Below are 23,269 nucleotides of genomic sequence, written 5' to 3'. Positions count from 1 at the left end.
ATGGCGCCTGCTTTCACTTTTCGCAATCGGAAGATGTATGTTTCCGTGCGGAGTGAAGCGGGCTTTTTCTGTTGCTCACATGGAGAGGAGAGAGACAGATGTCACATATTCGCAAAAAACTCGTATTGGTGGGCAACGGAATGGCGGGGGTACGGGCCATCGAGCATTTATTGAAATTATCCCCGGAGGCTTACGAGATTACCATCTTCGGCTCCGAACCGCATCCAAATTACAACCGGATTATGCTGTCTTCTGTCCTGGCAGGCGGGACCAGCATGGAAGAAATCGTCATCAATGATCTAGAGTGGTACCACAGCCACGGGATCCGTCTATATATGGGTCATACCATTACAAAAATTGACACGGTACAGCGCAAAGTATTCTCGGATCAAGGGGTGGTGCTGCCTTATGATGAGCTGATTCTGGCTACTGGCTCCAATCCGTTTATGCTGCCGCTGCCGGGAGCAGATAAGGAAGGCGTAATCGCTTTCCGCGACATCAAGGATTGTCAGATGATGCAGGAAACCTCACAAACGTACCGTAAAGCTGTAGTTATCGGCGGAGGGCTGCTGGGACTGGAAGCGGCCAGAGGTTTGCTTCATCTGGGAATGGAAGTATCTGTTGTCCACATTCACCCGTATATTATGGAACGCCAGTTAGATGAACCGGCTTCCATCATGCTCCGCAAGGAGCTGGAAGAGCAGGGGATGAAGTTCCTGCTGAGCAAGCAGTCCGAAGCGATTCTCGGCAAAAAGAGAGTCAAAAGCCTGCTGTTCGCAGACGGTGAGGTTGCCGAGGCGGATCTGATCGTTATGGCAGTGGGGATCAAACCCAATGTTGAACTGGCGCAGAAGAGCGGCGTAGAGATTAACCGGGGCATCATCGTCAATGATTTTATGGAGACTAATATTCCTGGAATTTACGCCGTAGGTGAATGTGCCGAGCACAGAGGGATCGCTTATGGACTTGTGGCTCCACTGTACGAACAAGGTGCGGTTCTTGCCAAAAGACTGGCGCAGGTCGCCACGGAAGGTTATTCCGGCTCTGTAACCTCGACCAAACTGAAGGTGTCCGGTGTCGATGTATTCTCAGCAGGCCAGTTCATAGAACGGCCGGGTACCCGGGCGCTTAGATATCAGGACGAGATCGACGGGGTTTATAAGAAGCTGGTTATTGAGGATGATAAGCTGGTCGGCGCGGTATTATTCGGTGATACGGGTGATGGTGCACAGCTCTTCTCCATAATAAAGAACGGTGAGAATATTAAAGGCAAAGAAAAAGAACTGCTGCTTGGTATATCCTCAGATGCGCTGGCTTCTCCCAAAGGCAACCGGCTTGAAGGGATGGCCGATGATGAAATTATTTGCGGCTGCAACGGAGTTTCGAAAGGAGCCATTGCCGAAGCCATTCAATCCGGAGGCTGCACAAGTGTGGGCCAGATCAAGGCCTGCACCAAAGCCTCCGCATCCTGCGGCGGCTGCAAACCCCTGGTGGAGGGACTTCTTCAATTATATGCCGGAGATCATGTTGTAACGGTGAAGGAAGGGATTTGCGGCTGCACCACCTTGGGACGTGACGAGATTGTCGCGGAAATCAAGCGCATGGAGCTGAAGACCGTCAAGGAAGTCATGAATGTCCTGGAATGGAATAACGAAGAGGGCTGTCCCAAATGCCGTCCTTCGCTGAATTACTATTTGGGAATGCTGTGGCCGGAAGAATATGTGGATGAAAAGGAATCCCGCATTACCAACGAACGCTATCATGCCAATATCCAGAAAGATGGAACCTACTCCGTTGTTCCCCGGATCTATGGCGGGGTAACCTCTCCCGCTGAACTCATGAAGATCGCCGAGGTTGCTGCCAAATTTGATGTTCCTCTGGTGAAGTTTACCGGTGGTCAAAGACTGGATCTGCTCGGAGTCAAAAAAGAAGATTTGCCCAAGATGTGGGAAGAGCTGGATATGCCTTCAGGACATGCTTACGGAAAGACACTGCGTACGGTCAAAACCTGCGTGGGCTCTACCTTTTGCCGGTTCGGAACCCAGGATGCCATGGGCATGGGAATCAAGCTTGAAAAAGCATTTGAACGGCTGAACACACCAGGTAAGGTTAAGCTTGCAGTATCAGGCTGTCCCCGCAATTGTGCGGAAGCTACGATTAAGGATTTTGGCGTAGTAGCGATTGATGGCGGATGGGAACTGCACATTGGAGGCAATGGCGGTGTACATGTACGGGCAACCGACTTGCTCTGTGTGGTCAAAACCGATGATGAGGTCATGGAGTGGTCCAGCGCTTTCCTGCAATATTACCGGGAGAATGCCGGGTGGAATGAGCGGACCGCGCAATGGGTTGAAAGGGTAGGCCTGGACAGTATCAAAGCTGCACTTGAGGTACGGGAGGACCGCCTTGCCCTTCAGGAGAGAATCCAGACTGCACTCAGTCTTATAACGGATCCTTGGAAGCAAATCGTGAATGAACCGGAGCTGCGTAAAAATTTCGAGCAACTGTCTGAGATGAAGAAGGTATTGGAGGGGGAAGCCATATGACAATGACCAAAATACTGGTGGGCAAGGTGACGGATATTGATGTGAAAGGCTCCCGCATCGTCAGAATGGGTGACAAAGAAATCGCACTATTCCGCCTGTCGGATGGAGAAGTCCTTGCTGTAGAGAATAAATGTCCGCATAAAGGCGGAGTCTTGTCGGAGGGAATGGTCTGTGGTTCCAAGGTGCACTGTCCGCTGCATGATTGGCGTATTGATCTGCGCAGCGGGGCTGTGCAGGCGCCGGATCATGGTCATGTAGTCACTTATGAGGTTGAAGTGGACAGGAGAAGTGGTTCCATCTATTTGACTCTGGAGGGAAGCCTATGATCCAAGGAAGTGTGTCTATTGTCGGAGCAGGTCCAGGTGACCCGGAACTCCTTACCATCAAGGCCATGCGCAGAATACAAACCGCTGATGTAATTCTCTATGATCGGCTGGTGAATGAAGAAATTCTCAGCTACGGCAAGCCAGAAGCGCTTCGGATCTATGTCGGGAAAGCGCCCGGGCATCATTCCATGCCGCAGGAGGCTATTGAGAAGCTAATTATTAAGTATGCTTCTGCAGGTAATCATGTCGTCCGGTTAAAGGGAGGAGACCCCTATGTCTTCGGGAGAGGCGGCGAAGAAGCATTGGCTGCAGCTGCTGCCGGCATCGATTATGAAGTCATTCCTGGCATCACATCGGCCATCGGTGCTGCGGCTTCTGCCGGAATTCCGCTGACTCACCGCGGGTTGGCTGCATCGTTTGCGATTGTAACCGGGAGCCGCTGCCATGATCAGGCTTCAGCTGCACACTGGGAGGGTCTTGTCCATAGTGTAGATACGCTCGTTATTTATATGGGTGTTAGTACACTAAGTGACATCCGGCAACAGTTATTGAAGTTCGGGAAGAATCCGGCAACACCGGCGGCCCTGATCGAGAATGGAACGACTGCCCGCGAACGGACAGTGACAGGAACGCTGGGGAATATTGATAAGCTGGCTGCCGCACTGAAGATTAGCAATCCGGCCCTTATCATTATTGGTGAATCCGTGGCGGTAAGAGATCAGCTACTGGGGCTTCAAAAGGGTGTACGCTCCCGGATCGGCTAAAGCCGGGTGTGCCTTTTGCCGGAGTGTCATAATTGAAGTGACCGCAATCACTGGACCTAGAGGTTCAAACGGACTATACTTTGCAGAGATTACAGTGTTGTATTTTACTGATGCAAAGGAGAGAACGGTGAGATGCAGATTCAATTGGACCAAGTGACAACCGGACGCCTTGAGGAAAATCTAGGTGGTAAGCCGGGATATCTTAAGTTGTTCTACGATACCGAGGATTGCGGCTGCAATGGAGTTCTTGTAATCCGAATTATTGACAGACCTAGTGATACAGACATCGTTTTTCAGAACGAGCCCTTCGTCTTCGTGTGTGACCGCCAGCAGGAATCTTTGTTTGATCCCACTATGACGCTGCAAGCAGAGGAGAACTATCCTTCCTATAAGCTGACCAGCCCTTCCGGACTGTTCAGCTCTAATCTAAGAATTAAGGATCTACGGTAAGTAAGGAAATCCTGGGACACTACAAATCGCTCTCTATTAGAGCGGTTTTTTTGTGTTTGGGTGAGGATAGACGCAGAGGGTGCGGGGAATGGCAGTTTCAAGTATAATGGGAGGCATCTGAAACTGGAGGCTGTGACGAAATGAAGCCGATTACAATCTTGATTGCGGATGATGAAGCGGAGATCGCCGATCTGATTGCCATGCACCTGGAGAAGGAAGGCTACCTTACGGTCAAGGCATTGAATGGTAGAGCGGCTATGCATGTAGTGCAAACCCAGCCGGTTGACTTAGCGATACTGGATATCATGATGCCTGAGCTGGATGGTCATGAGGTCACCCGGCAGATCCGTGAGCAGCACCGCATGCCGATTATTTTTTTGAGTGCCAAGGCATCTGATTTGGATAAAATAACGGGGCTTGTCCTTGGTGCGGATGACTACATGACTAAGCCGTTTAACCCGATGGAACTGGTGGCCCGGGTCAATGCCCAGCTTCGCCGGGCCATGCAGTTGAACCAGCCGGCTGCAGATACCCTGTCCAGCCTGCAGGTTGGCGGACTGATCATTGACCCGGAAACACGCACGGTTACGATCTATGGGCAGACCGTTGAGCTGACTCCAAAAGAATTTGATATTTTGCACCTGCTTGCCAGTCATCCGAACAAAGTGTTCAGTGCAGAGAATCTCTTTGAACAGGTATGGGGCGAGTCCTATTACGACAGCGGGAATACCGTGATGGTTCATATCCGCACCCTCCGGAAGAAGCTGGGCGAGGACCCCAAGAAGTTCATCAAAACGGTATGGGGAGTAGGGTATGCATTCAATGGCTAGACAACAACGCAGTTTCCGCACTAGTATGCTGATGCTGTTCGGACTCAGTATGCTGATCTCGGGTCTCTTCACTTATCTGGTTTATAAAGGGCTCCAAATGTACTATCATAAGCAGGTCCTGGCAGAAGACGATATTGTCCGTCTGCGGGTTTTCATGAACAAGGTCGGCGATGTTAACTTTTTTCTAATTCTGTTTGTGCCGCTGGCGATCTTCTTCTTCTTTCTGCTGACCAAACGCTACGCCACCTATTTTGATAAAATCTCCTCAGGCATCCACAATCTCGCCAACGGTGACTTCAGCGCCCGCGTGGATATTGCCTCTCATGACGAGTTCCAGGTTATTGCAGACGACATCAACCGGGCAAGTGAACAGCTGCAAAAGGCTGTGGCGAGGGGGGATTTTGCCGAGAGCAGCAAGGATCAGCTGGTGCTGAATCTGGCGCATGACATCCGCACACCGCTGACGTCGGTGCTGGGCTATCTGGATTACATCCTGAAATCCACGGATTTGTCAGCAGAGCAGGCAAGGCATTATACCCTGATTGCTTATACTAAATCCCAGCGTCTGGAGAAGCTGATTGAAGAGCTTTTCGAGATTACCCGTATGAATTACGGGATGCTTACTGTGGAGAAGAAGCCCATTGATCTAAGCGAGCTGCTGTTCCAGCTCAATGAAGAGTTGTATCCGCTGTTTGAGAAGAACAAACTGGTTTCCAGGCTGCATATTACGCCACAGCTGATGATTCCTGCAGAAGGGGAGCTGCTCGCACGTGTCTTTGAGAATCTTTTGACTAATGCGGCGCGCTACGGCAGGGATGGGCAATATGTGGACATACACTGCAGGGCGGAGGAAGGAAACGCGGTTGTTCAGGTCATGAATTACGGCCATTTCATCCCACCGGAAGAGCTGCCGTTCCTTTTTGATATGTTCTATACGGGTGACCGGGCACGCACATCGGATAAGAACAGTACGGGTCTTGGACTTTTTATCGCCAAAAATATCGTCGAGCGCCATGGCGGCACCATCACAGTAGAGAGTAGTATCACAAGTACCATTTTCAAAGTGACTTTACCGCTTAATGCTTGATAGGGGTCATGGCTTCAGTTTAAGGAAAATTTTATTTTTAGGCCACTTTGTATTTAAGCTTTTCCCTATAATCTGGTCTTACACATGATAAAGGGAGATGCTTGCATTGAAGAAGTGGCTTTTTTTGTGCATTGTTTTGCTGGTCATCGTATTCAGGTTTTTTCTAAAGGAAGGACTGCCGGGACATAATCCCTCCATTACAGAGCATACGTCAGAAATATCCGCTTCTGCCGAAGACTCTGTCACCATAAAGATAGACAAAGCACAAATTCACCAGGGAAATCTCATTTTGGTCAATAAGGATTATCGCATACATACGAAAGGTGTTTCTACGGATATCGTTGCACTTTCAGAGCATGAGGAGCTGACGCAGGGCTTCGGACTGCTGGATCATTCCATCGAGCTGTCCCGGAGCGTAACCGAACGGTTCTCTGAATTGACTGAAGCGGCTGCCAGGGTTGGGGTGGAGCATTTCCGCATCAGCAGCGGGTATCGGGATCAAGATGAGCAGCGTAAGCTCTATCGTGAAAAAGGTGCGGATTACGCACTTCCTGCGGGTCACAGTGAGCATAACACAGGGTTGTCGCTGGACATTGGCTCATCGCTTGGAGAGATAGCTCATTCTCCGGAGGGGGACTGGCTGCTGGCCAACGCATGGCATTATGGATTTATCCTGAGGTATCCTAAAGACAAGACAAATATCACCGGGATTAAATACGAGGCATGGCATTTCCGATATGTCGGGCTGCCGCACAGTCTGCTGATGAAGGAGAAGAACCTGGTGCTGGAGGAATATCTTGCCGATCTCAAACAACAGAAACGTCTGAAGGTCACGGTCGACAACCGAAAATATCTCATACTCTATGTACCGGGTTCGGAGCTTGACAGTGTTCAATTGCCGGCGGGACATCCTTATGAGATTTCAGGAAACAACATCGATGGGGTAATCGTCACTGTAGAACTGAGCAAATGGGGGAAAAGATGAAGCGACGGAACCGGAAATTTTTGATACTGGGATATGCTCTATACGTGTACCTGCTGATAAAAATTATTTTGTTTAAGTATGGAGCCGTGGATGTCCAAGTGCTCTGGCGTCAGCTGCACAGTGTGCTGGAAGACCCTGGGATGATTCAGAACCGGCTGGCATTTGCCAACTTTACTCCCTTTGTCTCTATCAACCGCAATCTGGACCGGCTCTCGCAGCCCAATGATTTCATGAATTTGTTCGGGAATATTGCCCTCTTTATTCCGCAGGGAATTTTCGTCCGGCTATCGGGCAAAGGAAGCTTCCTCACTGCTTTTTTATTCTCTTTAGCATGGAGTGCAGCTCTGGAATGCACACAGGTTCTCTTGGCCATGGGCAGCTTTGATGTGGATGATCTGATTCTGAATGTGCTCGGAGGCCTTATTGGATATGCTCTTTGCAAGATATACCCTCAACCTGTTGTTCTTCAAAAGAAATCATAAGAAATAACGCAACAGATTCAACATAGGAGGCAAGCATGTGAAAATCATCGGAATGGATATAGGAACGACCTCCATAACGGGTTTGGTCTATGATCTGGAACACCGCAGGGCTGTGCACTCTATCACTGAAAAGAATTCGGCGCACTTGCGTGCCAGCCGGGAGGACTGGGAACGTCTACAAGATCCCGCAGTCATTCTAAATATAGTGCAAGGTATACTAAGCAACTTGTCGGCGGTGGAGCCGGAGGTCCGGAGAATCGGTCTGACCGGACAAATGCACGGCATAGTGTATACGGACGCTGCCGGGAAACATCTGACCCCGCTTTACTCCTGGCAGGATGGCAGAGGCGGTCAACCTTACGATGATCAATTTACAGTAGCGCAGAAACTGAGGGAGAGCACCGGCTATCCAGTTGCGCCCGGTTACGGGCTGGCAACTCATTTATATAACCTGCAGCATGACCTTGTCCCACCCGGGGCAGTCAGCTTCTGTACCATTGCTGATTATGTTGCCATGAGACTTACCGGGCGGACGTTGCCGCTGGTTGATCCCACCCAAGCTGCAGGAATGGGATGCTACAGCATCCCTGAGGGTGATTTTGACAAAGAAGCCATTGCACGGCTAGGTATAAATATAGACCTGTTGCCTAAGGTAACTTCATCCGGAACGCTGTTGGGATTAACCCGGGAAGGTATTCCGGTATTTACACCTCTCGGAGATAATCAGGCGAGCTTTCTGGGTAGCGTGCCATTTACCGAAGAATCGATACTGCTGAACATCGGCACCGGAAGCCAGCTCTCCGTTCTGATGAATCATTCGGGCATCGGAGCTGAGGGTTTGGAGGCACGCCCGTATCCGGGTGGCGGTGTGTTGATGGTCGGAGCCGCGCTGAGCGGCGGGAAATCCTATGCGCTTCTGGAGAAGTTTATCCGTGAGCTTATAGAAGCTTATACCGGAGAGACCCAGGAGGATATGTACACATTTATGGATAAATTACTCGGAGACGGGCAACCGTCCACTGAGGGATTGTCTGTGAATCCGCAATTTCTGGGGACACGGCTGCATTCTGAATCGCGGGGAAGCATAGATGGGATTACGCTGGACAATTTCACTCCGGGCCTGCTGACCCATGCTTTTCTTCAAGGCATGGTTGATGAGCTATATGCTTTTTATAATCGTATGAAGCAAATGAGTTCTGAGAATCACTGGACTCGATTGATCGGCTCCGGCAACGCGTTGCGCGCAAACCCGGCTCTGTGCACCAAGGTGGAAGAGCGGTTCGGACTGCCCCTTACACTTAGTTCAACTTCGGAGGAAGCTGCCATCGGTGCGGCCTTGTGCGCGGCAGTTGGCGCTGGGCTAATTGGTAGCTTCAAGGAAGCCGGTCAATACTTGGAGTGAAGTCACCATTCACCCACGTGAGGCAATTCATTAGAAGCACTGCGGGAACTGTCGGATGATCGAATTAGTGAGCATATCAGCCATGGCCAATGCTCCCCTTTCGATGGAATCATACAGCTGAACACTTTGTTTGTAATCCTTTTGGAGCAGAGCTACTGCTTCCCCTTTTGTCAATGCAAGATGCTGATAGAACATTTGTCTGAATTCTTCCTTGGGGTAATACGGATTGAGGCGGCTGAGGAATTCCACAATCTGGTCGCCATTGGCCACCCATTTCTTCTCGGCGGGAAAGTAGGGTCTCCAGTGGTATTGCATGGAATTTCCTCCTTAACGTTTAGCCTATGTTCCTTGCACTAGCTTCGTACAAACTGGCTTCTGAAGCATAGGCTTAGATCATGTATACCGTATCTTATGGTATATCCGCCCAAGTGGTTCATAACAAAATATATATACTGAATTTCAGAGAATAGGCGGAAAGAAATGAAAAATAGAGGTATTATGAATAAACGAGAGAGAATTGAAACAGTCATTTTATATGGAGTTTTCATATGTTACATACTTTTTTTATTTAAAATATTTATCTTATCAAGAGTATCACTTGTGGATGTGTTTAATAATCAGAGGACATTACATAGGTCAATCAATCTCATTCCTTTTTATAGTATAAAGGAGTATGTATTTAGCAACTCAGCCAGTATAAAAAGTTTCGCTTTCGCTAATGTGGGCGGCAATATAGAAATCTTTATTCCTCTGGGCGCATATTTGTCACTATTCAGAGCCAATAAAAAAGTAATAACCAATCTGCTATTTATATTCATAGTGAGTTTATTAATTGAAACCATTCAGGGGCTTTTTGGCATTGGAGCATCCGATATAGATGACATCATTTTAAATAGTGTGGGTGGATTCATCGGTATTTTAGGGTATAAGTTTTTATTGTTGATATTAAGAGATCATAAAAAAGTACGTACTGCAATCACAATACTATCAGTAATTGGATTACCTGTTTTATTAAATTTATTATTTGTGGTGAAATTGCACCTCTGAATCTGCACAAAAGATTAATCCACAGAATCGATAAAAGGCGCGTTTCCCCTCATTATAAAGGGAAACGCGCCTTTTTCATTTTCATGAATCTCTTAGTGATTAAAGAACAGACAGTGTGAAGCGGAAGCTGTAAGGACGGTTGGCCGGCAGGGTGAACTCATCGTGCGTTGGAGCACCCCAACTGTCATCTCCGCCGACACCCATTTGTTTGTAATTGACTCGCAGTACGCTTTTGGTGGAAGGAGTCAATTTGTAGGTATGATCGCTGGCTTCCAGCTCTTCAGGCGTCCAAGGGAGCGCATTGATTTCCATCGGCAAGGTGCTCTCCACATGAAATCCGTTGCCGGTTGCACTCTCAGTAAGGGAAGCAAAGCGAACTCCAGTTTTGTTGCCGCACTCCTGTGGTTTGAGGTAATTAACGAACTGATCTTTTACCTTCCCTGTGTAACGTCCCAGCTTGGCACCTGTCTGGCGGTCCCAGTAGTTCTCATGCGGGCCTTTGCCGTACCAGGAGATCGTATCCAGCTCCCCGTCCAGTTCAAAGAGCAATCCGAATTCGGGGATTTCCGGCAATGTATCGCTTCCTGGATTCAGCTCCTGTGAAATATCCACCGTTCCGTCCGGTGTAATCTTATATTGCAGCAGCAAGGTGGAAGCGGGCTCAGTACCCAGCAGGTAGTTCACTGTCACTGTGCAAAGACTATCATCTGCAGAATAAGAGAAGCCGGTAAGTGTTCTGTTATAAGAGACATCCTTCCATACCGCACAGCGTTTATCGAGTCCGTTACCCAGATCGTTGTCCGTCACCGCTCTCCAGAAATTCGGTCTTACCGGTGCAAGCAAGCGTTCTTTGCCGGAAGAAGTATAAGAGAACAGGTCACCTGTTGTAGTATTGAAGGCTAGAGCAAAGCTATCTCCCTGAACGGTAAGCTGATCCGTCGGCTCCGTGATGCGCAAGGTACTTCCAGCAGTGGAAGTATACACAGAGGGGCTTACTTCGACATGCGGCGACAATATAAATTGTTCCCAGGCAACCTCATGTCCTGCTTCAGACCATGCTGTAGCGGCAGGCTGCGTGAAGGACAGAGTCAATACTGCTTCTTGATCGTTCACAATTGTGCTCTGGTCGTAAGGAATGGTGCACTCGGCCGTTCTCCCTGGTTCAGCAGAGACCTGCATTACACCTTCCTGAACAACTGCACCACCCAAGGCTACTGTCCATTTCAACTCATACTCAGCGATGTTCGTGAACAGGTAGTTGTTGCGGATTTCAAAACGGCCTTGAGCCAGATCCGCAGCGGTTATTTTCAAATTCTGATAGCACTTCTTAACCTCAAGCAGCTTAGGGGTAACGGTACGGTCAGCGAAGAGCAGCCCATTGCCGCTGAAATTACCGTCATGAGGCGTTTCTCCAAAATCTCCACCATATGCCAGATAGGAAATGCCTTCGGCTGTAGTCGTGCGGATAGCCTGATCAACCCAATCCCAGATGAATCCGCCCTGAATGATATCATATTGATCGAACAGCTCTGTGTATAAATGCAGACCTCCGCATGAGTTGCCCATCGCATGGCTGTATTCGCAGAGGATGTAAGGCTTTTTCGGATCATTCTTCGCATATTCCACAACTTCCCGCGGCTTGATGTACATTGTGGATTCAATATCGCTTGCCACGTCCGACGGCCGGTAATGGAAGATGCCTTCATAATGAACGATCCGGCTCGGATCCGCTTCACGCAGATAATCATGCATCGCGATAAAGTTATCGCCTCCGAAGGACTCATTGCCAAGCGACCAGATGATCACGGATGGATGGTTCTTGTCTCTTTGCATCATGGAATTGCAGCGGTCAAGTACATTGACACGCCATTCGGGTCTGCTGGCAGGAACGTTGCCGTCATGGAGCTCTTTTTGACCATATTGCCAGGAACCGTGCGTCTCCAAGTTTGTCTCATCGATCACGTAGAGTCCATATTCATCACACAGCTCATACCAGAGCGACTGATTCGGATAATGCGAGGTTCGAACAGCGTTGATATTATGAGCCTTCATCAGCTCAATATCACGAATCATATCTTCTTTGCCGAGTGCGCGTCCGGTCTCACAGGAGAACTCATGGCGGTTCGTACCCTTGAAGACGATCCGTTGTCCGTTAATCTTCATCAGGCCGTCCTTAATTTCGAAGGTGCGGAAGCCAACCTTAGTGCTGACCGCTTCCTGCAATACACCCTGTTCATTCTTTAAAGAAAGGACAAGAGTATATAGATTCGGCTTTTCAGCGCTCCATTTATCAGGTCCGACTACTGTAGCCCCGAGCTTCAGCTGCTGCAATTCACCATCTCCAAAGGAAACGCCTGCAGATACAGGAGCGGCCCACACGGTCTTGCCAGCACCGTCATACAGCTGGATTTCAACCGTACAGGTGCCTGCTTCCGTATTAAAATAATTCTCCACCTTCACATCCACGCTGAGTTCCGCATTGGCGTACTGCTCATCCAAGTTGGTGTGCACGAAGAAGTCGGCAATGTGTACAGGAGGGGCCGTATACAGATAGACATCACGGAAAATACCGCTGAGCCGCCAGAAATCCTGATCCTCCAGCCAGCTGGCATCACACCAGCGGTAGACTTCAACCGCCAGCGTATTCTCCCCTTCTTGCAGGTAGGCCGTAATATCGTATTCGGAAGGTGTAAAGGTATCTTCCCCATAACCTGCGAGCTCACCATTCACCCATACATAAAAAGCAGACTCAACGCCCTGGAAGCTGATATACACCGGCTGGCCCGCCCAATCCTCCGGCACTGTAAAGGTACGGATGTAGGAGCCTACAGGATTGTACTTCGTTGGGGCAAAAGGAGGCTTCAAATCCGGCTCGGATACCACCCACGGATAACGGACATTCGTATATTGAGGGTAGTCATAACCCTGAAACTGCCAATGGGAAGGGACGGGAATTTCGGCCCAGCTGCTGCTGTCATAATCTGTTGAATAAAAGTCTTTGATGCGCTTCTCAGGTGTCTCTGCAAAAGCAAACTTCCAGTTTCCGTTCAGCAGGTGATAATTAGGTGAACCTGCCCGTTCACCCTTGAGCGCCTCGGAGATACTTGGATATGAGATCATGGAAGCATGCGCATCCAGGCGGTTCAGCTGAAAAATCTCCGGGTTGTTATTCCATTCCGGGTATCCATTTGCAGGGGGCTCATAGGTAAATTTGTTGCGCACATTAACATCTCCTTATATTATTATATTCATATTATAAAATGCCAACACTTCAAGATATATAAAAGAATATTCACTTCTATATCATAATATGAAACAGGAGAACTGACATGGAGAGTACATTGATCTTTTGCGAAACAGAAGAAATCGAGGCGCTTCCACTATATGCAACAACTATCGGATTCTGGGAGCATCAACCGGAATTGGAGCGGCCCACGGGGTTCCCGGACTATCAAATGCATCAGGTTCTTGAGGGCAAAGGGGAACTGTTTATAAAGGATAGACGGTACATTGTGGAGCCGGGGGATGTTTTCTTTCTGTTTCCGCATGTTGCTCATGCCTATGCGCCAATCAGCGCTGAATGGAGACTGTCCTGGGTATCTTTTAATGGAAGGGAGGCGGGAAGACTTCTGACGTATGCCGGAATCCGGGAATCGGGACCAGGACGGCTGAACGATCTCTCACTGCTGAATCCTCTGCAAAAAATGCTGGAGCTGTCCCATGGCAACAGTCTTGCTGTGAATATGGAACGTTCCAAGCTGATGTATGCATTGATGCTTGATCTCAAAGCACAGTTGTCGGCACCGACAGACGGACAGGATGAGCTGGAACGCATCAAGCCGGTGCTGCAGCATATCGAACAGAATCTGCACCGGACACTGCCGCTCAAAGAATTAGCTGAGGTAGTTTCGATCTCTCCTCAATATTTATGCCGTTTGTTCCAGCGGACACTTCATGAACGGCCTGTAACTTACATTAACAAGCAGCGGATCAACCGCAGCAAGCAGCTGATGTTCAGCGGCAGGGAGAAGAAAATTTATGAGATTGCAGAGCAGGCGGGATTTGAGAATACCAGCTACTTCTGTGCGGTCTTCAAACATGTCACCGGTATGCGGCCTGAGGAGTTCAAGCAGCTTCATGGGCTAGAGGGGTAAGCCTTAGGGATAAATTAATGATGGCGTTGTATTAAGCCGAACCGAAAATAAACGTTTCGACTGCGTCGACCGCACCTTGAACATCCGGATTCGAATTATCAATCTGTATGATATTTTCCGCCGGAAGCGGCCAGGAAACCGTTCGGCTTCCTAATGATGTGCGGAACATCTCCCAATTCTGAAACTTCCAATCATCCAGCGGCGAGTGCCTGCCTTCAATCCGTGCCCGGTACAGCTCGGCGTTACCCAGGCTCACCAGCACAACCTTAACTTCAATCTCTTCCAAGGTCCGGCCGATCCGGGCCAGCTCACTACTTATCCATCCAGGGTCTTCGGCTTCCTTGGTAAATGGACCCACTACAAATACATCACATTCCAGTCCCATATTGTCGAGCGCAGCATCCATCGTGATCCGGTAGCCCAGATCGCGGCAAAGCTTTTTATATTCGGCTGAATCCCTGTCATCGGGGTCCAGACCGTGCATATTCATGATTACATCTGCAGCAGGCCGGAGCAGAATGTCCATATCCAGGACAGCAGCTTTACGGCGTGACGCGACCGCTTTGGCCAGGGTTGTTTTGCCGGCACCCGCCGGTCCTAGAAAAAATACAAGCTGGTTCATCTCAGTCACTCCTTACCTATAAATATCGTCCCACTATCCTATCACGTTTCCATCGGAAAATCTTTAGGTCCGGACGTAAAGTCACTGACAGTCTGCAGGTGAAATGCTACCTTGTTGGTATAGTGAAACGGGAGATGATCTCTTTGGACGAGCGTCGCGATGCACCAACGTATTCCTTAACCGGTGAAGACGGAGGAGCAGATCAATACTATACAGATGTTGCTGTGTTTACCGATGAAGTTCTGGAGAAATGGCATGAAGATCAGTCTATATCCAAGTTCAGCCAGTATATCGCATTGCGAAAACTGGAAGCCTTCGATCATAATATCTATGCACTTGAATTGCTGATGATTGGCGTACTGTGGAATGTATACAGATCAAGGGCGACTGCGGGAAGTGTGTACATGGGTAAGCTGTTATCCTCACTGTACACGCTTAGAAGCCGAAGCCAAGAGGCGCGCCGAGTCGTAGACCGGTTTAAGGGAATTGCTGGAACTTCGGTGTTGGCCCGGCGCCGACATGTGGATGAACGAATACAGCTGCATTCATTAGCCAAATTGCTAGGGTGGCTTCGCGCCAGTGGTGAGTTTGAGCAAGAGAGTAGGCGGCTAAAGGTCTGGCTGGATTTTCTGCGGGGATTGCCGGAGAAGGAGGGCGAAGGCATATTGCAAAGGGTGGTTCGGAAGGCTGTATGGTTTGAACGGCGGAGTCTGGAATGTCTGGGCAGGTACACCTCGAACGTAGACACTTATATTGAGAACAACCGCCAACGTCTGAGATGGCAGGAAAACCGTATATTCTGCAGCAGGAATCGGGTGGAGTACCATTTGAACATGGTCGGTGCCGAGATCATGAACCGGGTATTTTATGACGGCTTTCATGCAGCACCTGGAAAAATAGTTTTTCTGCCCATTTGCATGCGTAACAAAACCGCCGGGAAATGCCAGGCTGTACAGGAGGGGCCCGGGTACGTCTGCAGACGCTGCTCCAAAACCTGCCGGGTACAAGAAGTAACAGCTCTGGCCGAAGTCTATGGCTGTAAGGTGCTGATGATACCGCATGCCTCTACCGCTTTTGGTCAGGAGCGTATACGTGTGGGAGAGGTTGGCATTATCGGAGTAGCTTGTGTGCTGAATCTCATCTCAGGGGGCTATAAAGCACGGGAAATGGGATATCTGCCACAATGTGTGCTGCTTCATTATTCAGGCTGTGTGCTGCATTGGCATCGGGAAGGAATAGAGACTTCCCTAGATATGGAGCGGCTGGAGCAGAGTTTGCGTGAGGGGCAGACCTGAAGATTTCTTATTTAGTTTCTACTTCAGCTACATGAAAGGAGGATGCTAAATTGAATCGTCATAAACTCCAACTGTTATTACTCATAGCAGCCTTGCCGCTGCAAATTGTCGGATGTGATACCCATAAAGACGCACAGCCGGATAAGCCGCCTGAGGTGCACCAAACTACAAAAAACGATCAAAGCAAGGATACTCAAGCTTTCAAGGGCAGAGACTATGTATTTCGGGAAAGCAGCACAACGTTATTAACGGAAGACAATCTCAGCAACATCGACAGCAGAATGCTGGAGCTGGCCCGGAATGAGATTTTTGCCCGGCATGGATTAGTGTTTGAACGGGCCGACCTCAATACCTTCTTTGCGGGTAAACGCTGGTACAAGGCGGATGGGAATTATAAGGGTGATTTAACGGAAATAGAGAGTCAAAATATCAAGCGGATTCAGAAATACGAAAAACTGCTCTCGGCAAACAAGCTGGAGAGACAATGGGATGTGGATTATCACTTTCTGGGATATCCGCAGGAGAAGAATTCAACCGGACTTCAAAATGCCCATGTGGACATGAACGGTGACGGAGCTAATGATCATATCCATATGACGTTAAGCAAACACTTCGAGGTAGATGACGAATGGATTCTCATGGTGAATGATACTACAGCGAAGATTTCCCTGTCTAATAATTCCATCCCCCATTTCAAGGTCGTAGATGCCAATATCCAAGACCCGTATTTTGAACTCGCCTTGGAGGATACCAATGAGAGTGCGCAGCATTCCACATATTACTATTATTACAATGGAAAAAGGCTGATAAGCATGGGGACCCTGGACGGGTTTACCGGTAATGCGCAAGCCATGGATGGGCAGGGAACCGCGGTTTCTCCGAGACAGGCCTATGATTTTCAATGCTGGTTCTATCTTGAAAATTATAAGCTGGACAGCAATCACTTGTGGAAAGAAGCTCCTGCAGATTTTTATCCGATGGAGCCGCCAACGCCCTGGGTAGCCAAAGTACGGTTTCCTATCTACAAAACCTCCGGGAAGCAGGACATCCTCAAATGGGTAGCGCCGGGAGAGACGGTTTATTTTCTGGGCGGTGACACTAAGAAGTATGGGAAGATCAAGATGGCTGACGGCACAACCGGCTGGATTCAGCTTGAAAATCATAAGCTTTCCGGGACGGATACGGATATCAACGACTGTTTTGACGGGAGATTATTGTACGGGTAGATCATTTGACATCTAAACCGTCCAGACGGTATAGTTATTTCAGGACGGTGATAAGTATGGATTCGCAAGCTCAAGAGAAAGAAAAAATCCCCAAACGAAAACTAATTCTACTTGCTGCCGCAGCTGTGATGAAGGAACTGGGAGGAGAGCAATTGACTCTGGATTTGGTTGCCAAGAAGGCGGGCGTCAGCAAAGGTGGCCTGTTGTACCATTTTCCCAGTAAAGAAGCGCTGGTGCTCGGTGTAGTGGAGGAGATGACGAAGACCTTTGAGGCCGATATCGCCAGAAGGATGGAGCGGGATAAGGAAGTAAAAGGGAGATGGAGCAGGGCTTATCTCGAATCTACCTTAGATGATATTGGTGTCGGTAATGACATGGGTCCGGTGCTGGCTTCCGCGCTCTTTTTCAATCCTGAATCATTGAATAGTATCCGGTCTGCATATGTACAGTGGCAGCACAACATTGAGAATGACGGCCTTGACCCTGTAAAATCGACCATCGCCAGACTTGCGGCTGACGGGTTGTGGTTTGCGGAAATGTTTGGCCTTGCTCCCCCTGACAAGGAATTGAAGGAGCAGATCCTAAACGAATTACTGCTCTATGCGAAGGAGGTGAAATGATGGCTTATTTGTTATTAGCCTTATCCATTTCCAGTGAGCTGCTCGGAACCTCGATGCTGAAAGCTTCTCAAGGCTTTACCCGGCTGTATCCGTCCATCGTGACGGTTGTTGCTTTCGTGTGTTCGTTCTATTTCCTGTCCATATCGCTGAAGACCATCCCGCTAAATACTGCCTATGCGATCTGGTCTGGACTAGGCACAGTAGTAACTGTGATAATTTCGGTAGTTATTTGGAAGGAAAAGATTAATACGGCAAGTGTTGTGGGCATTGCCTTTATCGTCATTGGAGTGGTTGTCCTGAATCTGCTCGGACCGGGTCATGGTTCCTCTGATGATGCGGCCTCTTCGAAAGGGCCAATTCATACAGTACAAGAGCAAAGCTCGCTACATTAGAGTCTCAGCATCCAATTGCCATTCATGCCGCTGTCCCGGGTCATAGAAAAAGCCACTTCAACATCTGAAGTGGCTTTTTGGGTCTTAGCTAGCTTTATTTATGAACGCAAGGTCTTTAAGGCACCGCTCCATGCGAGCACTTGATCAAGCATGGCATTTACGTTAGGTGTGTGGAGGGCAGCCGGCTTGAAGACAGAACCGTTCTCAAAGTCGGTGAACAGGGACAATAGTGGATGTACACGAACATCGGCGACCATCAATTCGCCAAGAATTCCGCGCAGGTGCTCGGCTGCACGAACGCCTCCAGCAGAGCCGTAGCTGACGATGCCCGCTGCCTTATTGTTCCATTCTTCACGGGCGGAATCCAGTGCATTCTTGAGTGCGCCCGTAAGGCTATGATTATATTCCTGTGCAATGAAGACGAACCCATCGAGAGTAGCCAGCTTAGCCGCCCAAGCCTGTGCAGGAGCATAGTCATCCGATTCTCCAAGGAGAGGCAATTTATAGTCGGCAATATCTACGATTTCATAGTTTGCATCTCCGCGTGCATCCGCTATACCTTTCACCCATTCGCCTACCTGCGGGCTCACGCGTCCTTGACGGGTGCTGCCCAGAATAATTCCGATGTTTAAGGTTGTCATTTAATTTTCCTCCTAAGTAGTTGTATTAGCTTCCTAATCTGCTGTGTAACTTAACATATTTTTATTATAGCATATTACTTTTATATAGCAAGTGTTAATTTGAAACCATAAAATTTTTACTAATCAAGCTCAATTTTAAAAACAACGGGTGCGTTGCTTGCAACAGTAGTTGTTGTAAGGATAAGTGCTTCTTCCGTTCTCTGCCAGGCGGGTTTCTCGTCGCAGCCCAATATACTGATATTTTGGATGATTCCCTGGAAATGATGGGATTTCTCTTTAAGTGACTTAATGTGAACCGTACCTTGCTCAGGATACACAAGAACGGTGGCATATAGAACAGAACCTTTAACCGTAAAGCGGATATCCTCGCTTGTGAACAGCTTGGTCTGGCCATCTGTAAATTGGCCTTCCTGGATTTCTGTCGGCCCTTCACCGAAGGTGCGCCAGTATGACGTATCATAGATGGCTTCGCCATTGACTTTTAGCCATTCCCCAATCTCCAGAAGAATATTCTTGTCCTCCTCGGGAATGGAGCCATCCGCCTTAGGGCCAATGTTCAGCAGCAGATTGCCGTTTTTACTGACGATATCGACCAGATCCCTGATAATCTCTACAGCAGATTTGTAATTGTTGTTTTCAGTGTAGCACCAGGAATTCTTAGCCACGGCGGTGTCTGTCTGCCAGAAATAGGGCTTCAGCCCGGCGAATTGGCCCCGCTCCACATCGGGAACGGCAGCGCCGAACATAAAGGCATCATGCTTGTAATTGATTGCCACCGGATAACCCCATTCTTCACCCCGGTTGTAATAATAAGCAGCGAATTTCTTAAGGTAAGGCTTGAAGGCAGCGGTATGAATCCACCAATCAAAATAAAACACCTTAGGCTGATACTGATCGACCAGCTCGCAGCAACGGATCAGCCAGTCCTCCAGATATTCATCTGTCGGGGGAGAACCATATAAGTCCTGATGCTCCGGTTCAAGCATTGCCGGCCAGTAGAAATCTCCGGGAACGAGCGGTTCATGAATATCGGATGCGAATTCTTTACCATGCGACATGAAGAACCAGTGCTCTGCACGGTGTGAAGACACGCACAGCTCCAGCTTCTGTTCGGCAAAGGCAGCCTTCATTTCACCCAGCAGATCACGTTTTGGCCCCATTTCGTACGTGTTATAATGAGAGAAAACGCTTTTATACATCTGGAAACCGTCATGATGCTCTGCAACTGGCATAATGTATTTGGCACCGGACTGCTTGAAAAGCTGTGCCCATTCGGCCGCATCGAAGTGCTCTGCTGTAAATAATGGAATAAAATCCTTATAACCGAAATCTGCATGCTTACCGTATACAGCCAGATGATGTTCATATTCCGGGGAGCCCTGAATGTACATATTGCGGGAATACCACTCGCTGCCAAACGCAGGAATAGAATAGAGGCCCCAATGAATGAATATTCCGAATTTAGCCTGCTCATACCACAAAGGAACCCGGAACTCACTTAACGAGTCCCAATTATCCTTGAATCTGCCACACCCAATCGTATCATTGATCACCTTTAAGTAGCTGGCTTTGTCCATTATTGTTCCCATCCTCTCGAAGTTCTTGTACCGCTCTCATTGTAGCGGGGGATGGAGAGAATAGGTATGTAGATCATTAACTTGTTGATGTACAAAAATAACCCTCTAAGGCGGTTTATTTATGAATAACTCTACGCTGCTCACCAGCTACATATCTAACCTGAAGATTGATTTAATTATGGCGGACTATAATCTGTGCAGTACGGATTGGAAGGATCTCGGCTACACCCCTGACTATAGCAAGTTCTATTTCATATGCGAAGGCGAGGGCTGGCTGAAGATCGGTGAACAAGAGTACTATCCCAAGCCCGGTGAGCTTTATTTGATGCCGGAGGGAGTGAAGCAATCTTATTCTTGTATCAGCAGCCAGCCCTTCCGCAAATATTGGTGCCACTTCAGTGTGAAGGCAGGAGATATGAATCTGTTCAAAATACTGGAACTGAGTCATATATGCAGCTCCGTAGACCGCGGAATCGTCAAGGAGATGTTCAGCAGCATTGTATTCCATGCCAAATCGAGTGAGATTTACGCCCAGCTGCTTGCGAAGAGCAAGCTAATGGAGCTATTTGCCTATTACCTCAGCAAGCTGGACCTAAATGAAATTACCCTTAAGAATTTAACCACCGTTGAAAAACTAACCAAAATCCTGAATCATATTGAAGCGAATATTGAACAAAATATTACAGTCCATGAGCTTGCCGAGATTGCCCACATGCACCCCAATTCCTTTATCCGCCTGTTCAAGAAGCAGTTAGGCGTGCCTCCCATACAGTACATTACACGAAAAAAAATCGAAAAAGCCAAGGAACTGCTCACTGCTACAACCAGCACGATCAGTGAAATCGCCATGCAGCTCGGCTTCAGCGACCTGTTCTACTTCTCCAAGCAGTTCAAGAAGAATGCAGGGCTTACGCCTACGGACTTCAGAAAACAGATGCAGATCCTTCATTTCGAATAACAGACTCCTGCCAGAGAAGTATTCCCTGGCAGGAGTTTTTGTTATGGGAACATCCTTTAACAACGATGGATGAAATTACCTTTGGAGAGTTTTATTAACTGTGACTAAAGAAATCTTTATTTTGGCACACTTTAGGTTATAGCCTCTCACCTGGAAACTGCAGATTTCATCACGGAGCGTTATTTCAAAAAAAACTACAGTTAAGGATGATCAGGATGTGGTCAACTATCGTTTCTTTTATTCCTGATTGGAAAACATTTATGCAGGCTGCAATAACGCTAGTGTGTCCATTAGGAATTTATTATCTATACAATTCGCTGTACTCCGTTGTAGGGAGCGGAAGGGCCTCGAAAGCGGGGAAAGCTTCAGTTCCTGCTTCACCTAAGAAAATGGCTACTCAAACCAGTCCACAGCTTAGCGGGAATTATAATGCTGATCTTATATCCATTAAACAAGCCATAGGCGAAAACAGTGATGTGCATTTTCGTGAATTTATGGTGTATGGGTTTAATGTACAGGCTGTGCTTATCTTCATAGATGGCATGCAGGATGAAGGGTTGATCAACAAACAAGTGCTGCAGGTTTTGATGCAAGACCTCAAAGTTGATAGTGAGGCTATAACCTTATCCAGTATAAAAGAAAAAATCCTTCCGCTTACGGAGCTTAGTGAAATCAATGAATTGGAAAAGCTCCAGGAGAAGATTCTGTTTGGCTATACAGCATTAATCATAGAAGGGATGTCCACAGCGCTGTTGGTGGGATTGCCAAGCGGTTCCAAACGGGCGATTACAGAACCAGTCTCAGAAGGATTGCTTCGCGGGCCGCGAATTTCATTTTCGGAGGTCCTAAGCGAGAATACCTCCATGCTGCGCCGCCAAGGTCTTAATAAAAATCTGGAGATGAAGCTCTATGAGGTTGGAACCAGCATCAAAAGAAAGCTGGTTGTTGCCTATATTAACGATATTGTAAATCCTGAGCTGCTTCAGGAGGTTAAGGACAGGATTTCAAAAATTGATATGGATTTTATCGCTGAATCCGGATATGTGGAGCAACTGATTGAAGATAATTATATGAGCCCTTTCCAGCAGACTCAGAATACGGAACGGCCCGACCGGGTTATTAACTCTCTGCTGGAAGGAAGAATAGCAATACTGCTGGACGGCACTCCGTTTGCACTCATCGTTCCTGTGACCTTTAGTATGCTGCTGCAATCCCCAGAGGATTATTATGAACGGTGGCTTCCAGGAACCATGTATCGGATCCTGAGGTTCTTCACAGCCTTTCTGGCGTTGCTGAGTCCGGCTTTGTACATTTCTTTTATCTCGTTCCATCCGGGGTTAATCCCCACTCAGCTGGCGATAACCATCATTCAGACCCGTCAAGGCGTTCCATTTCCATCCGTTATTGAAGTTATGATTCTTGAAGTGTCCATTGAGATATTACGTGAAGCTGGGATTCGGCTGCCCAAACCCATTGGACCAGCAATGGGCATCGTAGGGGGCTTGATTATTGGCGATGCCGCTGTGGCAGCCGGAATTGTTAGTCCATTCCTGGTTATCGTCGTGGCGGTGACAGCGATCTCTTCCTTTTCAGTACCGATGTACAGTACGGGCATTACACTCCGCATTTTGCGTTTTGCTGGCATGCTGTTTGCATCCGTACTCGGGATGTTTGGAACGATATTGTTTTTTCTGCTGATCATCATTCATCTCAGTAAATTAAAGAGCTTTGGGGTGCCTTATGTTACTCCCTTTGCTCCCATACGCTTTAGTGACTGGAAGGATCTCTACGTTCGCGCACCTCTGTCACTTATGAAACGAAGACCTGAAATGATGAAAACACAAAAGAAAAAGCGCAGATCCTAG

The 23,269-nt window shown here is 48.2% G+C and carries 21 protein-coding genes and 1 pseudogene; 17 read left to right on the top strand and 5 right to left on the bottom strand.

The genetic code is table 11. The annotated features are described in order from the left end of the window. The first annotated feature begins 98 nt into the window (after nucleotides 1-98). From nirB to A3848_RS02650, 9 genes are all read left to right on the top strand, one after another. Nucleotides 99-2,546, top strand: a complete 2,448-nt coding sequence (nirB, locus tag A3848_RS02690) for a nitrite reductase large subunit NirB (protein ID WP_074083416.1) — start codon at nucleotides 99-101, stop codon at nucleotides 2,544-2,546. A gap of 2 nt (nucleotides 2,547-2,548) precedes the next feature. Then, on the top strand, nucleotides 2,549-2,872 hold the full coding sequence (gene nirD, locus A3848_RS02685; RefSeq protein WP_074083657.1) for a nitrite reductase small subunit NirD: 324 nt from the start codon (nucleotides 2,549-2,551) through the stop codon (nucleotides 2,870-2,872). Then, nucleotides 2,869-3,636 carry a uroporphyrinogen-III C-methyltransferase gene (gene cobA, locus A3848_RS02680; protein WP_074083415.1) on the top strand — a complete coding sequence of 256 codons (768 nt, stop codon included), beginning with the start codon at nucleotides 2,869-2,871 and terminating at the stop codon, nucleotides 3,634-3,636. The genes nirD and cobA overlap by 4 nt, the downstream gene beginning before the upstream one ends. Nucleotides 3,637-3,768: 132 nt before the next feature. Next, nucleotides 3,769-4,086, top strand: a complete 318-nt coding sequence (locus tag A3848_RS02675; protein ID WP_074083414.1) for an iron-sulfur cluster biosynthesis family protein — start codon at nucleotides 3,769-3,771, stop codon at nucleotides 4,084-4,086. A gap of 140 nt (nucleotides 4,087-4,226) precedes the next feature. Continuing rightward, nucleotides 4,227-4,916: a response regulator transcription factor gene (locus A3848_RS02670; protein WP_074083413.1), complete on the top strand. Its 690-nt coding sequence runs from the start codon at nucleotides 4,227-4,229 to the stop codon at nucleotides 4,914-4,916. Then, nucleotides 4,909-6,003, top strand: coding sequence for a HAMP domain-containing sensor histidine kinase (locus A3848_RS02665; RefSeq protein ID WP_074083656.1), 1,095 nt, complete (start codon nucleotides 4,909-4,911; stop codon nucleotides 6,001-6,003). The genes A3848_RS02670 and A3848_RS02665 overlap by 8 nt, the downstream gene beginning before the upstream one ends. A 106-nt stretch (nucleotides 6,004-6,109) precedes the next feature. After that, nucleotides 6,110-6,988, top strand: a complete 879-nt coding sequence (locus tag A3848_RS02660) for a M15 family metallopeptidase (RefSeq protein WP_074083412.1) — start codon at nucleotides 6,110-6,112, stop codon at nucleotides 6,986-6,988. After that, nucleotides 6,985-7,470: a VanZ family protein gene (locus tag A3848_RS02655; protein WP_074083411.1), complete on the top strand. Its 486-nt coding sequence runs from the start codon at nucleotides 6,985-6,987 to the stop codon at nucleotides 7,468-7,470. Before A3848_RS02660 ends, A3848_RS02655 begins: the two co-directional genes overlap by 4 nt. A 37-nt stretch (nucleotides 7,471-7,507) precedes the next feature. Further along, nucleotides 7,508-8,872: a sedoheptulokinase gene (locus tag A3848_RS02650; RefSeq protein WP_083606615.1), complete on the top strand. Its 1,365-nt coding sequence runs from the start codon at nucleotides 7,508-7,510 to the stop codon at nucleotides 8,870-8,872. A 30-nt stretch (nucleotides 8,873-8,902) separates the two neighbouring features. Here A3848_RS02650 and A3848_RS02645 read toward each other — a convergent pair. Next, nucleotides 8,903-9,154 (bottom strand): annotated as a pseudogene (locus A3848_RS02645) (acetylglutamate kinase); the annotation flags it as partial. 198 nt (nucleotides 9,155-9,352) lie between these two features. Between A3848_RS02645 and A3848_RS02640 the strand changes: the two are divergent. Next, a complete protein-coding gene (locus A3848_RS02640) occupies nucleotides 9,353-9,919 on the top strand; it encodes a VanZ family protein (RefSeq protein ID WP_208619385.1) in 567 nt (188 codons plus the stop codon). A 99-nt stretch (nucleotides 9,920-10,018) separates the two neighbouring features. Here the strand turns inward: A3848_RS02640 and lacZ are convergent, their stop codons facing one another. Further along, nucleotides 10,019-13,141 carry a beta-galactosidase, LacZ type gene (gene lacZ, locus A3848_RS02635; RefSeq protein WP_074083410.1) on the bottom strand — a complete coding sequence of 1,041 codons (3,123 nt, stop codon included), beginning with the start codon at nucleotides 13,139-13,141 and terminating at the stop codon, nucleotides 10,019-10,021. 107 nt (nucleotides 13,142-13,248) lie between these two features. Here lacZ and A3848_RS02630 point away from each other — a divergent pair, with 107 nt between their 5' ends. Next, nucleotides 13,249-14,073: an AraC family transcriptional regulator gene (locus A3848_RS02630; RefSeq protein WP_074083409.1), complete on the top strand. Its 825-nt coding sequence runs from the start codon at nucleotides 13,249-13,251 to the stop codon at nucleotides 14,071-14,073. 31 nt (nucleotides 14,074-14,104) lie between these two features. Here A3848_RS02630 and A3848_RS02625 read toward each other — a convergent pair whose 3' ends face one another. Then, nucleotides 14,105-14,695: a P-loop nucleotide/nucleoside kinase family protein gene (locus A3848_RS02625; protein ID WP_074083408.1), complete on the bottom strand. Its 591-nt coding sequence runs from the start codon at nucleotides 14,693-14,695 to the stop codon at nucleotides 14,105-14,107. Between the two features lie 143 nt (nucleotides 14,696-14,838). Here A3848_RS02625 and A3848_RS02620 point away from each other — a divergent pair, with 143 nt between their 5' ends. From A3848_RS02620 to A3848_RS02605, 4 genes are read left to right on the top strand one after another with little or no spacing between them, the layout of a single operon-like run. Then, nucleotides 14,839-15,990 carry a DUF116 domain-containing protein gene (locus tag A3848_RS02620; protein WP_178381890.1) on the top strand — a complete coding sequence of 384 codons (1,152 nt, stop codon included), beginning with the start codon at nucleotides 14,839-14,841 and terminating at the stop codon, nucleotides 15,988-15,990. Nucleotides 15,991-16,040: 50 nt separating this feature from the next. Beyond that, the gene (locus tag A3848_RS02615) at nucleotides 16,041-17,216 is read left to right on the top strand and encodes a YARHG domain-containing protein (RefSeq protein WP_074083406.1); all 1,176 of its coding nucleotides are present in this window, start codon (nucleotides 16,041-16,043) and stop codon (nucleotides 17,214-17,216) included. 56 nt (nucleotides 17,217-17,272) lie between these two features. Further along, on the top strand, nucleotides 17,273-17,836 hold the full coding sequence (locus A3848_RS02610; protein ID WP_074083405.1) for a TetR/AcrR family transcriptional regulator: 564 nt from the start codon (nucleotides 17,273-17,275) through the stop codon (nucleotides 17,834-17,836). Continuing rightward, nucleotides 17,836-18,228: a DMT family transporter gene (locus A3848_RS02605; protein WP_074083404.1), complete on the top strand. Its 393-nt coding sequence runs from the start codon at nucleotides 17,836-17,838 to the stop codon at nucleotides 18,226-18,228. Before A3848_RS02610 ends, A3848_RS02605 begins: the two co-directional genes overlap by 1 nt. Nucleotides 18,229-18,326: 98 nt before the next feature. Here the strand turns inward: A3848_RS02605 and A3848_RS02600 are convergent, their stop codons facing one another. Both A3848_RS02600 and A3848_RS02595 read right to left on the bottom strand, forming a co-directional pair. Continuing rightward, entirely contained in the window at nucleotides 18,327-18,869 is a 543-nt protein-coding gene (locus A3848_RS02600; RefSeq protein ID WP_074083403.1) for an NADPH-dependent FMN reductase, read from the bottom strand. Between the two features lie 119 nt (nucleotides 18,870-18,988). Next, nucleotides 18,989-20,446 (bottom strand): alpha-L-fucosidase, encoded by a 1,458-nt coding sequence (locus A3848_RS02595; RefSeq protein ID WP_074083402.1) that lies wholly within the window; start codon nucleotides 20,444-20,446, stop codon nucleotides 18,989-18,991. Nucleotides 20,447-20,567: 121 nt separating this feature from the next. Here A3848_RS02595 and A3848_RS02590 point away from each other — a divergent pair, with 121 nt between their 5' ends. Further along, nucleotides 20,568-21,404 carry an AraC family transcriptional regulator gene (locus A3848_RS02590; protein ID WP_074083401.1) on the top strand — a complete coding sequence of 279 codons (837 nt, stop codon included), beginning with the start codon at nucleotides 20,568-20,570 and terminating at the stop codon, nucleotides 21,402-21,404. A 215-nt stretch (nucleotides 21,405-21,619) separates the two neighbouring features. Further along, nucleotides 21,620-23,269 (top strand): spore germination protein, encoded by a 1,650-nt coding sequence (locus A3848_RS02585; RefSeq protein WP_074083400.1) that lies wholly within the window; start codon nucleotides 21,620-21,622, stop codon nucleotides 23,267-23,269.

It is taken from the genome of Paenibacillus sp. P32E, from assembly GCF_001909085.1.
Lineage (GTDB): Bacteria > Bacillota > Bacilli > Paenibacillales > Paenibacillaceae > Paenibacillus_AQ > Paenibacillus_AQ helianthi.
The sequence above is the reverse complement of the archived record's forward strand: the minus strand, read 5'-3'. Positions and strand labels throughout refer to the sequence as shown.